Consider the following 13,528-nt stretch of genomic DNA (forward strand, 5'->3'; position numbering starts at 1 on the left):
GGAGCTGCCGGACGCCGACGCGCTGTGGATGCAGATCGTCAGCGCCTGGCCCGGCACCACGACGGAACTGGAGCAGACGTTCCTCGGCGCGATGGCACGCGGGTGGAGCACCTGGCCGCCGCGGCGGGCGAAAAGCTCCTGGCCGGCGCGGCCGAGCGGCTGGGACGCCCGTGCACCCGGCGAGAACACTCGGGCCGCGTCGAGCGGGAAGTCGTGGCCGCCGCCGAAGGCGCCGACCTGCTCATCCTCGCCCGCGACGGCGACCGTACCCACCTCGGACCCCGCAGCCTCGGCCCCGCCAGCCGATTCATCGTCGACCACGCCCCCTGCCCCGTCCTGCTGGTCTGGCCGGAGACCGCACCCAGCACGGCCACCATCCCGCCGCCGCCACCCCACCCGCCGCACCACCGCTAGCCCACGGCCAAGCCGTCACCGCTCCGGGACCAAGATCAAGGGCTTGGCGCCAACCGCTGTTCCGTTGTTCCCCGAGGCCGCACGCCTGCACCCGCGGTAGTGCCAGATGTAGGGATCCGACCCGGGCTCAGGCTCATACACCGCCCGGGAGGTCTCCCGCGGGACGACCATGCACGCCCCCGTCTCCAAGGTGCTGTCCGCCACCAACATCGGCCCGGGAACCGTCGTCCCGTCCAGCGGACCACCTATCAAGGTCACGTGTCGCTCGGTCATGACTCCGACCCTGGACTGCAGGCCGAAGGCTCGCCGGACGCGCAGCGCGCTGGACGGTGAGATGCCCACCTGCCGGGCAAGTTCCCGTTTCGACCAGTGAGCGGCGCCCCCGGGCACTTCCTCCAGCGTGCGTACCACCACCTGTTCAACCTGCGCACCGGTGATGGTGCGCGGCGCGCCGGGCCGGGGCTCATCATGCAGTCCCGGTCCGGCGGCTGCTCGCCGGTCTCGCCGAGTGCAACCCCTGATGGCGTAGCGCCAAAATCCGGTCCGATCCTCCCCGAAGGCCGATACGTGAGAGGGCCATCCCCTGATCATGCCTGATCGTGTCGATGCCGATTAACAACGCTTGTCGGCCCCTTCGGGCAGCGTCGAGGGCCGATGCGCATCAGGAATGTCAGCCAGAAGCAGCAGCGCCTGGTTGATGCTCGGGAGAGTCGAGCGGGGCCATTGAGGTGTCGGCGTGGCGGGCGGTGGGTGCACCGCCGCTGGGCAGGTCGTGCTGGGTGAAGATGTCGATGAGCAGTCGGATGGGCAGGTTGGCCTCGGTCGGATAGCGGAAGCTGCGCTCGGGGTTGAGGGTGTAGTGGTTGCGGCGGCCGACTTTGCCGCGGGTCAGGTAGCCCTCCTGGTGCAGGTCGGACACGATGCCCTGCACGGCGCGTTCGGTGATGCCGATGCGGGTGGCGATGTCGCGCAGGCGGGCGTGCGGATCGCGGGCGATCTCCAACAGCACCCGGGCGTGGTGGGTCAGGAACGTCCAGGTGGAGGTGGGCTCGTCAGAGCTGCTCATGGCCATGTCGCATCTTTCGGGGCCGGCGGTTCAGCGTGGTGGTAACGGAGGCGAAATGTGTCTACCATAAGATGTTACCGGAAGCTTCTTTCCGGTAACTGTCTTCTCGAAACAGGCTGCGGGTGAGATGATTCCAGTCAACCGCTCTTCCTCCCCCGGTGGAGGTCCACATGCCTGCTCTCCAGCCCCAGCGCGGCTGTATCTGCCCGCCCTCCCGGAGCCCCGCCGGCCACGTCCCGCCTTTGCCCGCAGCTCCATGACCATCCACTCCGGCATCCCCGAATCCGACGACACCGTGCCCCACGACACCATTGACGCGGTCATCTATGTTGATCGCCAACTGCGCCTGACCTATCGCCCCACGCCTGGCACGACCCTCATCCGGCTGATCGGCGAGATCGACGCCACCAACCGCACCGCGCTGGAGGAAACGCTGACCCGCGCCAGATACGGCGACGATCGTCTCCTGATCGATGTCGGGCACCTGCGTTTCATCGACGTCGGCGGGATGTGCCTGCTGGCGGAGCTGTGCCACACGGGCGCGGCCTGTGTGGTCAACGTGCCGCCGCCCATGCGTCGTCTGGCGAATCTGCTGGGACTGTTGCCGGGCGTCGATGCCCTGGTCGGCGCCATGGAGCACGGACACGACCAGCCGCGGCAGGGATAGGCCGGCCACTCGGTCGCGGTCTTTCACGGCTTCGGTCACATCAGCGTCTCGTGCACGCCCGGCGTCGAGTACGCCTCGTCCATCGGGTCCCCCAGCGTCGGCGCCCGCCGGTCGGCGAGCTGTCCGCCGAGCCTACGGGGGTCCCGGTAGTATCGGCGAAATCTTCAACGGATACGCAGGTCAGAGCTTCCTTGAAGACCTTCGAGAACAGCTTGGAAGGCGGGCCGCCGACCTGCATATCCGCTGCTTTACGCGTCGTTGCTACTGGGACCCCTCCAGTGCTCGCCGGGCCCTTGGGCAACGAAACGAGAAGCGTTCTACGGCTGTTCGCCGGGACGCGCTGGGATGCTTGGCGCACTGCTCGGGCTGCTGGAGGTCCCGGAGGGTTCGCGGTTCTCGGAGCTGGAGCGGTTGCGGCAGGCGCCGAAGCGTGCGGACTGGATATCGAGGACTTCGACCTGCGCCAGGACGACGAACACGTCCGTATCCACGGAAAGGGCGGCACTGTCCGTACCGTTCTCCTCGACGACCGCGGCTACGTCGCCCTTCTCAAGCTCTACCCCCTCCTCAACGGCGACATCACCGACGCCGAAATCCGCGCCGCCCGACGACGCCACGACCGCCGCTGGCCATTCCAGCCCAAGATCAATCTCAGCGCCAACGGCTGTCTGCGGGTTCCTCAACCCCGGGGACGCGGGCGTAGCGGGACGGTGAGGCGACCGAGGTGTGCCCGGAACAGGGGAGCAAGGTCGAGGTGTCGGCGCCGTCCTCGGCGGCCCGGGGGAGGGCGGAGTGGCGCAGTTGGTGCAGCGTCCACGGGCCGCCGGGCAGGCCGGCGGTGACACTGTCACCTGGTGCCGGCGTACCCAGCACCGGCTGCACCGCCACGGTCGCCAAGAATGCCGACTGGATCCGCGTCGACCTGACCAAGGCAGAACACGGCAGAGCCGTGTTCTGCCTTGGCGGAAAGCGTCGCACCGATACCTGGACCTACTGAACCGACCACACCAGGACGAATGAGAAATCCAGCTCCGTCTTGCGGTTCAGCGGGATATCGATCTTGACTCTGCGAGCGACCTCGTTACGGCTGATGCCTAATCCATGAGCGATGAGCCGTTCGGGACGGACCGGCACGGGGGCGTCGAAGGTGACCGTGATCTGAAGGGGCCACGGATTCTCGGGAACGGGAGGTGCGTGGAGTTCCCAGCACCCGTCCCAATCGAGCGCGAACCGGTTGCGCCGGGCGATCAACGGGTCGAGGAGGGTGTCCACGACGAGGGAAGGCGAGTCGGTCGAGTAACCGGCCAGAAGGTCAGCGGGCAGTGAGCGGACCGGGACGCGGTCGTGGACGGTGAGCTTGCCGGTCCGGCCACAGGAAACGCAGTTGACCAGGAGCCAGACGTCGAGAAGCTTGCCGTTGGCGTTGACGCGGAACCTGCCGTTGCCGATGGTGGCGCGGCCGGAAGGGCAGGCCACGCACCGGAGGGCGAGCAGAGGCAGGCGGGTGCGCCGCACCACCCAGGGCAGCACGATATGAGGATGTGAAGACATGATCTCTCTGAAGACCTGACGAAGAGCATGGGAAACAGAGCCGACGGCGTCGCCGGCGACCGATGCGCAGGGAAGTGTCAGGTCTAAAGAGCAGGCGGCGTCATGCGCGCGGAGTCCTCACGTAGGGGTGAGGACCCAAGATAGGTGACCACCATCCACAAGATCCACCCGTTTTCGCGACCGCCGTCAGCAGGAGGGTTCGGAAAGCCCGGGGGCCGGGGGAGGGGCAGGGTGGCTGAGGTGGTGCGCAGGCCGTCGGTGAGCAGGAGGAGACAGCGCTTGCGCTCGGCTCCGGCGATCCGGTCACGGAGGTTGCCGTGAATCTCGACCAGCCGGGCCCGTCAGTCCCGGGACGGCATCACATACAGCGCGTGCGTGCCGTCCAGCCACTCCCGTTCGATCTCACGGCCGGTGATGCGGCCGATCAGGGTCAGCGCGGAGCTGATGCTCTCCTCGATCGAGGCCCCCTCTCGACCGCTGCCGAGTTCGAAACGCAGTCCTTCCAGGGACGGGTCCAGCGCATGAGGGTCGGCTCCGTCGCGGAGCGCGGGGTAGATGACGGTGAGACTCGTGATCATCTGACCGTCGGTCGCGTAATCCAGGGTTCCGTCCCCGTTGATGGCCCAGCTGACGCTCAGCGCCCGGCCCGAGTCCCGAGACAGGGCGGACAGCCCTTCCATCGTCGAGCAGTCGAAACCGCTGATATCGCCAGGGCGCTCGCGCGGCCGGCTGCCGACCCTGACTCCACGGTGCGGGCGGCGGCCGCGCGTCACGCCGCCGGTCGGCGGGCGGCCCGCGACATGAGAGCGGGCCGCCCACCGACCGGCGGGCGTCACAGGAAACCGTCGAGCATGGCGGCGAACTCCTCCGGGGTGACGACCCGCACGCCCAACTCCTCGGCCTTGGCCTTCTTCGAGCCGGCCTTCCCGCCCGCGACCAGCAGCGAGGTCTTCGCCGAGACGCTTCCGGAGGCCTTGCCGCCGGCGCGCTCGATCAGTTCGTTGACCTCGTTGCGCGACAGCTCCTGCAGCGGGCCGGTCATCGTCCCGGTGGCCACCACCGACATGCCCGCCAGCGGCAGCGCGGCGACCGGTGCGTCGCCGGTGCTGTCGTCATCGACGGCCAGGGTCGCTGCAGGGGCGCCGGGCTCGGTCATGTTGACGCCCTCCGCGATCAGCTTGTCGATCAGCGGCCGCAGCTCGGCCAGCTCCTCGAGCATGAGCTTGGCCTTATCGGCCCCCATCCCGTCGACGGCCTGGACGGCCTCGGCGTCGGCGGCCAAGATGGCCTCCATCGTGCCGAAGTGGCGGGCGATGCGCCGCGACATCGACCGGCCGGTCCCACGCACGCCGAGCGCGCAGAACACCCGGCTCAGGGACTGTTTCTTGGCCTGCTCGATGGCGGCCAGCAGGTTGTCGGTGGAGGTCTCACCCATCCGCTCCAGGCCCAGAACCTGTTCGCGGGTCAGGGAGAACAGGTCGGCGAAGTCGGCGATGAATCCCGCATCCAGCAGCTGCTGGATGCGGGAGGTGGCCAGCCCCGCGATGTCGAGCTGGTCGCGGCCGGCGGCGTAGCTGATGGAGGCGATCGCCCGGCAGGCGCGGCCGCGCACGCACCGCCACCGCTCCTGGGAGGTGTCGATCGCGTCGCCACAGTTCGGGCAGACCTGCGGGATCGCGATCGGCTGCTCGTCGCCGGTGCGCAGGTGCACCACCGGCGACTCCACCCGCGGGATCACGTCGCCCGCCTTGTAGACCACCACGCTGTCGCCGAGCATCAGGCCGCGCCGCGTGATGTCGGCGACGTTGTGCAGGGTGGCGTAGGTGACGATGGACCCGTCGAGCTCGACCGGCTTCAGCACCGCGCGCGGGGCGATGATGCCGGTGCGGCCGGTGTTCCACTCGACGCCGGTCAGCTTGGTGATCTTCTCGGTGGCGGGCAGCTTGTAGGCGATCGCCCATCGGGGCGCGCGCGAGCTGAAGCCGGCCTGCGCCTGGTCGGCGGCGAGATCGCACTTGATCACGATGCCGTCGATGCCGAAGGCCAGGTCGGCCCGTTTGGCGGCGATCTGTTCGACCCGCTCCTGGACCTGCTCCAGGGTGGTGGCGACGATCCCGCCGACATCGGTGACGGCGGGAGTCTGCGCGCCTTGAGCGGCGACCCATGCCATGACCTCGCTGTGCGGCAGCTCGCGCAGCCGCGCGGCCAGCTCGGAGGTGTCGTCGGGGTGCGGCAGCGCGCCGTAGCCGAAGAACGTCAGCTCGCACACGTACGGCCGGTCCTGGGCGCGCAGTGTGCCGGCGGCCGCGCTGCGCGGGTTGGCGAACGTGGTGCCGTCGTGCGCCTGACGCTTGGCGCACGCCTGCTCGAACTGGGACGTGGTCATCATCACCTCGCCGCGCAGCTCCACCGTGACCGGCTCGGCCAGCCTCGCGGGCAGTCCCACGATGGTGCCGATCGCGTGGCTCACGTCCTCGCCCGCGACGCCGTCGCCCCGGGTGACCAGCTGCGTCAGACGCCCGCCGCGATAGCGCGCGGTGATCGCCAGTCCATCGAGCTTGGGCTCCACACTCCATGCTGTGACGGGTCTGCCGAGCCTGCGCTCCAGCGATGCGACCCAGCCGGCCAGCTGCTCAGCACCGAAAATGTTCCCCAGACTCAGCATGGGCACCGTGTGCGGCACGTCGCCGACCACCGCGCCACCGGCCACCTTGCCCGTTGGCGAGGTCGGCAGCACGTCATCGGGATGCTCGGTCTCGTATGCCTGGATGCCCCGAGCCAGCCGGTCGTAGGCGTCGTCGTCCAGCGTGGACGTGCCGTCGCCGTAATAGGCCGCAGCGGCGTCCACGGCGAGCTGAACGGCTTCGGCATAGGCGGTCTGATCAGCAAGGAAAGTGCTGGGGGGCGTGTCGGTCATGATCCCATCATGTCGCGCGGCACCGACAGTTTCGGCTTGTGGAATGTGGCCCTGAACCGGACCGGCTCCTCCGGGCACGGCCGTCGGCGAGGGGCTGCACCGGCTGGTCGGTCGCGTCAGCCGATCAGCAGGGTCTGGTCGGCGATGACACCGGCTCTGAGCGGAAGGTGGCCCGGTCGCTGTCGGCCGCCTCGTCAAGCGGAAGGTGGCCCGGTCGCTGTCGGCCGCCTCGTCAAGTGGAGCGGGACACCGGCCGCACCGGCGACGGGCAGCCGATGTCCGTCGGCGTGGCACACCGGCATGGCCCGGCGGCCGCGCCACCCGGCGGCGGCGCCGGCCACGGCTCGGGATGGCTGTCGCGGGCCGGGCTGCTGTCGCGGGCCGGGCTATGGACGAAGGAGCACCTTGATGGCGCGGCGCTCGTCCATGGCCCGGTAGCCCTCGGCGGCCTCCTCCAGGGGCAGTTCGAGGTCGAAGACCTTGCCGGGGTTGATCTTCCGGTCCCAGATCAGCCGCATCAGCTCCGGCAGGAAGCGACGCACCGGGGCGGGGCCGCCGTGCAGGTGCACCCCGGAGAAGAACAGCTCCTCGCCGGGCAGCTCGACACCGTGGGACACGCCGACGTAGCCGACGTGCCCGCCGGGGCGGGTGGAGCGGATGGCCTGCATCATCGACTCCTGCGTGCCGACCGCCTCGATGACCGAGTGCGCGCCGAGGCCGCCGGTGAGCTCCTTGAGCTTGGCCACGCCCTCATCGCCGCGCTCGGTGATGATGTCGGTGGCGCCGAACTCGACTGCGAGCTCCTGCCGGTCCCGGTGCCGGCTGAAGACGACGATCCGCTCGGCGCCGAGCTGCTTGGCCGCCAGCACGCCAAGCAGGCCGACCGCGCCGTCGCCGACGACCGCGACCGTCTTGCCGGGACCGGCCTCGGCCGCGACCGCGGCGAACCAGCCGGTGCCCAGCACGTCGGAGGCGGCCAGGAACGACGGGATCAGGTCGGGCTCCGGCATGCCGGGGGTGGCGACCAGGGTGCCGTCGGCCAGCGGGACGCGGGCCCGCTGCGCCTGGGTGCCGATGTTGTTCATCAGCTCGGCGTGCACGCAGCGGGACTGGTAGCCGGCCTGGCAGATCTCACAGGTGTTGTCGGAGGCGAAGAAGGAGCCGACGACGAAGTCGCCGACCTTGATGTTCTTGACCTCGTCGCCGACCTGTTCGACCACGCCGACGTACTCATGGCCCATCGGCTGGTCGCGGACCTCATCGACGCCGCGCCACGGCCACAGGTCCGACCCGCAGACGCAGGTCGCCGTCAGCCGGATGACCGCGTCGGTCGGCTCGATGATCCCCGGGTCGGCGCGCTCCTCGACGCGCACGTCACCCGGGGCGTACAGGACTGCTCCACGCATGAGTGAGTCTCCTTAAGCGATGTCTTCGGCCAAGGTGGGATTCCCCGTCGCGTAACGGCGGAAAGTCATCACTGTTTGTGACAACAACCAGGAAACCGGCTTCATCTCGCGCGTGGGAGGTGGGGTTCATGGGGGGTACAACCCCAACCCCCCTCTCGCCACGTCCCTTACCTACAGTGAAAACTGTGGGCAATCGAGACGACATCCGCGACTTCCTCGCCGGCCGACGCGCCAAGATCACGCCGGAACGGGTCGGGCTTCTCCCCGGTGGAGGCCGCCGCCGGGTCCCCGGACTGCGCCGCGAGGAAGTCGCCGTGCTGGCAGGCGTGAGCACCGAGTGGTACACCCGCCTTGAGAAAGGCCACATCACCGGCGTCTCCGAGGAGGTCCTCGAGGCCGTCGCCCGCGCGCTCCGCCTCGACGACGCCGAACGCGCTCACCTGTTCGACCTGGCCCGCAGCGCCAACGCCGGACACCGCGCCCGGCACGGCGCCCGCCGCCGTCCCGCCCGCACGGTCCGGCCGGGTCTGCAGCGCATGCTGGACGCCATGAGCGATGCCCCCGCGATCATCCGCAACAGCCGCATGGACATCCTGGCCGCCAACCCGCTCGGCCGCGCCATGTACTGGCCCGTCTTCCAGGACCCCGACCTCACCGCAGGTCAGGGCCTGGGCCGGGGTGGGGCGCGCGCCCGCCCCGCCAACATCGCGCGGTTTCAGTTCCTCGACCCCGCAGGCCCCGATTTCTTCCCCGACTGGGACACCTCCGCTGACATCACCGTCGCGCTGCTGCGCACCGAAGCCGGCCGGGACCCCTACGACAAGGACCTCACCGACCTGATCGGCGAACTGTCCACCCGCAGCACCGACTTCCGCACCCGCTGGGCCCGACACAACGTCCGCCTGCACCACTTCGGGACCAAGTCCTTCCATCACCCTGCCGTCGGCGACCTCACCCTCGACTTCGAGTCGATGGACCTGCAGGCCGACCAGGGCCTGAACCTGACCGTGTACACGGCCGCCCCCGGCACCTCCTCCCACGACGCCCTCAGACTCCTCGCCAGCTGGGCCGCCACCCTCGCCCCCACCGGCAGCCACCCGCCCCGGCACGGCGACCGACCGCAAGCCGCGGCCCCCCACAGACCTGACACGCCAGGCGTTTCATGAGCGACCGCCTATGAAACGCCGCACTCGACAGGGCCCTCCAGGGCGGACTCCGCTTCCTGCCGGCCGCCGCCGGACTGCTCGACGGTCTGGAGGCGACCACCCACTGGCGCTTCGCCGCCGACCTGGCCGCCCGCCATCCGGCCGTGCGGGTCCGTCCCGAGTCCCTCTACGTCGACCAGGGCCGGCTCGTCACCGGTGCCGGTGCGCTGGCGGGCGTCGACCTCTGCCTCTACCTGATCCGTCGTGAGTACGGCGCCGCGCACGCCAACGCGATCGCCCGCGACCTGGTGACCGTGCCCTACCGCAGCGGGGGGCAGTTGTCGAGAGCATCGCCTACCAGGTCGGCTACGCCGGCGCCGCCGTGTTCCGGGAGCAGTTCGCGCTCCGCCGCGGCGTGCCGCCCCGCGACTACCGCAGGGCCTTCAGGCAGCGCTGACCTGAGCTGACGCGATCACCTGCGCCCGGGCCGGGGGCGGCGTCCGACCCTGGCGCGCTCCGCCTTACCGGTGGGCGCCGGCCGCCTGCCCTCGTGCGCTTCTTGCCGGAACCGTGGCGCATGTCCGCGGCGTCGCCGGTCAACCGGGCCGTCGTGACGCCTCACAGGTTCGCGGCGCGGTGGGTGGGGCGGCCGTCGAGGACCGTGAGCAGCACGGGCAGGTCCGGCAGGTCGGTGGCGGCGGTGGTGAGCGGGCTGTCGGCCAGGACCGTGAGGTCGGCGCGGTGGCCGACGGCGAGCCGGCCGGCCTCGCGCTCCTCGCCCGCCGCGCGGGCGGCGTTGACGGTCATGCCCCGCAGAGCCTCCAGGGCGGTGAGCGCCTGCTCGGGGCCGTGTGGGGGCCGGCTGAGATCGCGGCTCGGCCGACGGTGGCGGGCGCCCGCCATGACGCCCAGCGGCGGGTAGGGGGCGATGGGCCAGTCGGAGCCGAGGACGACGGTGGCGCCGGAGTCCCACAGGTCGCGGCAGCGCCAGGCGCGCGAGGCGCGCTCCTCGCCGAGGCGGCGCGACCAGTTGTCGGTGTGGTCGGCCCGGGTGAAGTCGCAGCAGTGGGTGGGCTGCATGGACGCGACGACGCCGAGCGCGGCGAAGCGGCGCAGGGTGTCGTCGGGCACGGTCTCGATGTGCTCGACCCGGTGCCGCACCCCGCGGTCCCCGGTGGCCAGGGCCTTCTCGACGGAGTCGAGGACATGTCGTACGGCCGCGTCGCCGATGGCGTGGGTGGCGGTGGGCACTCCGGCCCGGTGGAGTTCGCCGAGGATACGGGTGTAGGCCTCGGGGTCGGGCCAGAAGGCGTGGGTGGACTCGCCGTGGCAGTCGGGACGCTCCAGCCAGGCGGTGCCGTTGTCGATGGTGCCGTCCATGAAGAGCTTGACGCCCTCGGTCCGCCACAGCGTGCCGCCGGTGCCCTGCTGCTCGATGAGCGCGCGCAGCGCGTCGGCGTCGGTGCCGGGCTGGCACCAGGGCGCGACCCGCAGCCGCACCGGCAGCTCTCCGGCCGCGTCGAGCTCGGCGTAGAGTGCGAGGCTGTCGCCGTTGGCGTCCATGACGTGACCGCCGGTGAGTCCCGCGGCGGCCATGCCGCGCAGGGCGGCGGCGAGCCGGGCGCGGCGCTCCGCGTGCGTGGGCCGCGGAGCGGCACGCTCGACGAGTTCGCAGGCGGCGTCCTCCAGGAGCAGCCCGGTGGGCCGGCCCGTCTCGTCGCAGACGACCTCGGCCGACTGGGCGAAGCTCCGCGGCCCGTCGACGCCGGCGAGTTCGAGCGCGCGCGGGCTGGCCAGCATGGAGTGGGCGTCGAAGAGCTGCAGGAGGGCCGGTACGCCGTCGAGCACGGGGGCGAGGGCGGCGGCCTCGACGGGCCGGTCCTCGAAGACGTTCGGGTCGAGGCCCCAGCCGTGCAGCCACGCGCCGGGCGCGAGGCTCCGGACCTCGCGGGCCAGCGCCTCGCGCACCGCGTCCAGGTCGGCGCAGCGTGACAGGTCCAGTCCGTGGGTCAGCTCGGCGCCCGAGACGGGGTGGAGGTGCCCGTCGACCAGGCCGGGGATCACCACGGCTCCCCTGAGGTCGATCACTGTCGTCGAGGAGTCCGCGAGCGCGCGTATCCGGCGGTCGTCGCCCAGAGCGGAGATCCGCCCCCCGGACACGGCCAGGGCGGTCTCCGGCAGGAACTCGCCGGTGACCGGGTCGAGCAGGCCGGCGGAGAGCAGGACGAGACGGGTGCGCACAGGGGCTCCTCGAAGAACGGGTGGGGGAGGGTCAGCTGGGGGTGCTGGAGGAGGCGGCGGCCGGGTCCGCACCGTGGGCGCCGGCGGCCGGGCCCGTGTTCCGGCCGGCGGCCGAGTCCGCGCCGGAGGGGGCGCAGGGGCCGGTGGACGCGTCGACGGGGCGGGTGAGAGCGCCGCTCGGCAGGCCGAGTCCGCGCTCCGCCGTGGTGACAGCCATCCGCGTCACCGCTTCGGGGCGATCGCTGGTGTCGGTGTTCGCGTGGGCGCCGAGGCCGTCGAGCACGACCAAGATCTGAATGGTCGTCACGTACGGGTCGTCCGTCCGGAATTCCTCCCGCTCGACACCCTGCCGGATGAGGCCTTCCAGCCGCCCGCGCCAGGCGGCCTCCTGCTCGGCGACCCGGTCGCGCAGGACGGGCCGGTAGCGGCTGAGGTGCCGAGCGTTGATCCAGAGCCGGCTGATGTCGTCGTACGCCTCTCCGGCCGCGTGCGCGAAGAAGCGCGCCAGATGCTGCGTGGGGGTCCCGTCGGGCCTCTCGGCCGGCAGGAGGGTGTCGAGCTCGGCGCTCGCGGCGCTGCCGAACGCCTCCGCCACGAGGTCCTCCGCCGAGGGGAAGTAGTGACTGATCAGCCCCGGCCGGACGCCGAGTTCTTCGCCGATCCGCCGCAGAGTGACGCACTCCAGTCCCTCGGACAGGGCGACGGCGGCGGCCGCGACGACGATTTCCGCATGTCGGGCGGCCGGAGTTTTCCGAATTCGCTTGTGCTGGACGCTTGACGGCATGCCCGGGATGCTATTGAGTGTGCGACCAATAAGCAAGCAGGTGGGTACGACCAGCACCCGGAGGGCTCCATGGCGTCCACGATCCCCGACCCGCGCCCAGGCGTGCACGGCGCGCACGAGACGCCGCCGCCCTCGGGGCGGGCGGGCCGTGTCGAGGTTCACGGCATCGACCACATTCCCGAGCGGGAGCGTCACGGCCGTGCCCGGGAGCTGTTCGCCGTCTGGGCGGCGGCGAACGTCAACTACCTGAGCCTGGTAGTCGGCGGCGCCCTGATACTCATGGGCCTGAGCCTGTGGCAGGCCCTCGCGGTGATCGTGGTGGGCAACCTGTTCTGGGTGCCGGTCGGCCTGCTCGCCGTCTCGGGCCCGGCCTCGGGCACGCCGAGCGAAGTGATCATGAGGGCGATGTACGGCGTCCGTGGCAACCGGGTGAACATCGCGGTCACCGGCTGGGCGATCTGCATCTGCTACATCGCCCTCAACCTGGCCGCCGCCGCGCTGGCCGCCTTCTCCCTCGTCGAGAAGGCCGGCATCGCGCCGGACACCGGCGTCAAGATCGCCGTCGTGGTGGTCATCGCCACGCTCACCCTGGCCATCAGCGTCTACGGACACGCCACGATCGTGAAGCTCTACCTCCCGATCACCGTGGCCCTCACCGCCGCGTTCGCCGTCGTGGCCTTCAGCGTGCTCGGGCACGCCGACTTCGGCTACGAGCCCGCCGAGCCGCTGACCGGCGGCGCCCTGTGGACGGCCCTCGCCGGCGGCATCACCCTCATCGCCTCGGGCCCGCTCTCGTACACCAACAGCGCCGACTTCTCCCGCTACCTGCCCGGCACGACCTCCCCGAAGGCGATCGTGGGCTGGACCGCGCTCGGCGGCTTCCTGCCCAGCGTCGCCGTCACCTCCCTGGGCGCGTTCGCCGCGACCGCGGTCGACATGACCGACCCGCAGACCGCGCTGGAGACGATCCTGCCCCGCTGGTTCACCCCGGTCTTCCTGCTCGCCCTGGTGCTCGGCACGATCTCCATCAACGCCATGACCGCCTACAGCTCCGGCCTCGCCCTCCAGGCCGTCGGCGTCCGCGTCCGCCGCTCCCTCAGCGTGATCGTCGACGGAGTCCTCGGCGTCGCCCTCACCCTGTACGCGCTGCTGGTGTCCGACTTCCTCGACACCGTCAGCAACGTCCTCCAGCTGACCGTCGTCCTGCTCGGCCCCAGCATGGCCGTCTACGCCACCGACATCCTGCTGCGCCGCGGCCGCTACGACGGCCTCGCCCTCACGGACGAGACCCGTGGCAGCCCCTTCTGGTTCACCGCGGGCGTCAACCGGGCGGGTGC

13 protein-coding genes are annotated in these 13,528 nt (G+C 70.9%); 4 read left to right on the forward strand and 9 right to left on the reverse strand.

All coding sequences use genetic code 11. The features are described from left to right. Nucleotides 1-102: 102 nt before the first annotated feature. Nucleotides 103-414 (forward strand): universal stress protein, encoded by a 312-nt coding sequence (locus ACWDS7_RS39075; RefSeq protein ID WP_451933362.1) that lies wholly within the window; start codon nt 103-105, stop codon nt 412-414. A 670-nt stretch (nt 415-1,084) separates the two neighbouring features. On the opposite strand, the gene ACWDS7_RS39080 is transcribed toward ACWDS7_RS39075, so the two are convergent. Then, nucleotides 1,085-1,480: a helix-turn-helix transcriptional regulator gene (locus ACWDS7_RS39080; protein ID WP_451933363.1), complete on the reverse strand. Its 396-nt coding sequence runs from the start codon at nt 1,478-1,480 to the stop codon at nt 1,085-1,087. A gap of 256 nt (nt 1,481-1,736) precedes the next feature. On the opposite strand from ACWDS7_RS39080, the gene ACWDS7_RS39085 reads away from it, so the two are divergent. Then, nucleotides 1,737-2,147 (forward strand): STAS domain-containing protein, encoded by a 411-nt coding sequence (locus tag ACWDS7_RS39085; protein ID WP_451933364.1) that lies wholly within the window; start codon nt 1,737-1,739, stop codon nt 2,145-2,147. Between the two features lie 317 nt (nt 2,148-2,464). On the opposite strand, the gene ACWDS7_RS39090 is transcribed toward ACWDS7_RS39085, so the two are convergent. The 6 genes from ACWDS7_RS39090 to ACWDS7_RS39115 form a co-directional block, all read right to left on the reverse strand. After that, entirely contained in the window at nt 2,465-2,830 is a 366-nt protein-coding gene (locus tag ACWDS7_RS39090; protein WP_451933365.1) for a hypothetical protein, read from the reverse strand. Then, nucleotides 2,799-3,035, reverse strand: a complete 237-nt coding sequence (locus ACWDS7_RS39095) for a hypothetical protein (RefSeq protein WP_451933366.1) — start codon at nt 3,033-3,035, stop codon at nt 2,799-2,801. The genes ACWDS7_RS39090 and ACWDS7_RS39095 overlap by 32 nt, the downstream gene beginning before the upstream one ends. A 102-nt stretch (nt 3,036-3,137) precedes the next feature. After that, nucleotides 3,138-3,677: a DUF1062 domain-containing protein gene (locus ACWDS7_RS39100; protein ID WP_451933367.1), complete on the reverse strand. Its 540-nt coding sequence runs from the start codon at nt 3,675-3,677 to the stop codon at nt 3,138-3,140. A gap of 362 nt (nt 3,678-4,039) precedes the next feature. Next, nucleotides 4,040-4,534 (reverse strand): DUF6461 domain-containing protein, encoded by a 495-nt coding sequence (locus ACWDS7_RS39105; RefSeq protein ID WP_451933368.1) that lies wholly within the window; start codon nt 4,532-4,534, stop codon nt 4,040-4,042. Further along, a complete protein-coding gene (gene ligA / locus ACWDS7_RS39110; protein ID WP_451933369.1) occupies nt 4,531-6,615 on the reverse strand; it encodes an NAD-dependent DNA ligase LigA in 2,085 nt (694 codons plus the stop codon). The genes ACWDS7_RS39105 and ligA overlap by 4 nt, the downstream gene beginning before the upstream one ends. Before the next feature lie 386 nt (nt 6,616-7,001). Beyond that, entirely contained in the window at nt 7,002-8,021 is a 1,020-nt protein-coding gene (locus ACWDS7_RS39115; protein ID WP_451933370.1) for a zinc-dependent alcohol dehydrogenase family protein, read from the reverse strand. A gap of 185 nt (nt 8,022-8,206) precedes the next feature. Between ACWDS7_RS39115 and ACWDS7_RS39120 the strand changes: the two genes are divergently transcribed. Continuing rightward, the gene (locus ACWDS7_RS39120) at nt 8,207-9,187 is read left to right on the forward strand and encodes a helix-turn-helix transcriptional regulator (protein ID WP_451933371.1); all 981 of its coding nucleotides are present in this window, start codon (nt 8,207-8,209) and stop codon (nt 9,185-9,187) included. Nucleotides 9,188-9,784: 597 nt separating this feature from the next. On the opposite strand, the gene ACWDS7_RS39125 is transcribed toward ACWDS7_RS39120, so the two are convergent. Together ACWDS7_RS39125 and ACWDS7_RS39130 are read right to left on the reverse strand one after the other, a co-directional pair. After that, nucleotides 9,785-11,407, reverse strand: a complete 1,623-nt coding sequence (locus ACWDS7_RS39125; protein ID WP_451933372.1) for an amidohydrolase — start codon at nt 11,405-11,407, stop codon at nt 9,785-9,787. A 31-nt stretch (nt 11,408-11,438) separates the two neighbouring features. Then, nucleotides 11,439-12,191 carry a TetR/AcrR family transcriptional regulator gene (locus ACWDS7_RS39130; RefSeq protein ID WP_451933373.1) on the reverse strand — a complete coding sequence of 251 codons (753 nt, stop codon included), beginning with the start codon at nt 12,189-12,191 and terminating at the stop codon, nt 11,439-11,441. Between the two features lie 69 nt (nt 12,192-12,260). Between ACWDS7_RS39130 and ACWDS7_RS39135 the strand changes: the two genes are divergently transcribed. Next, nucleotides 12,261-13,528 (forward strand): purine-cytosine permease family protein (locus ACWDS7_RS39135; protein ID WP_451933374.1); only part of this gene is annotated, 1,268 nt, incomplete at its 3' end.

The sequence above is a fragment of the Streptosporangium sp. NPDC003464 genome, assembly GCF_053588315.1.

Excerpts from the sequence above, each read along its gene's own strand:
- ACWDS7_RS39085 (WP_451933364.1), top strand. The coding sequence starts at position 1,737 with ATGACCATCCACTCCGGCATCCCCGAATCCGACGACACCGTGCCCCAC.
- ACWDS7_RS39130 (WP_451933373.1), bottom strand. The coding sequence starts at position 12,191 with ATGCCGTCAAGCGTCCAGCACAAGCGAATTCGGAAAACTCCGGCCGCC.
- ACWDS7_RS39115 (WP_451933370.1), bottom strand. The coding sequence starts at position 8,021 with ATGCGTGGAGCAGTCCTGTACGCCCCGGGTGACGTGCGCGTCGAGGAG.
- ligA (WP_451933369.1), bottom strand. The coding sequence starts at position 6,615 with ATGACCGACACGCCCCCCAGCACTTTCCTTGCTGATCAGACCGCCTAT.
- ACWDS7_RS39080 (WP_451933363.1), bottom strand. The coding sequence starts at position 1,480 with ATGAGCAGCTCTGACGAGCCCACCTCCACCTGGACGTTCCTGACCCAC.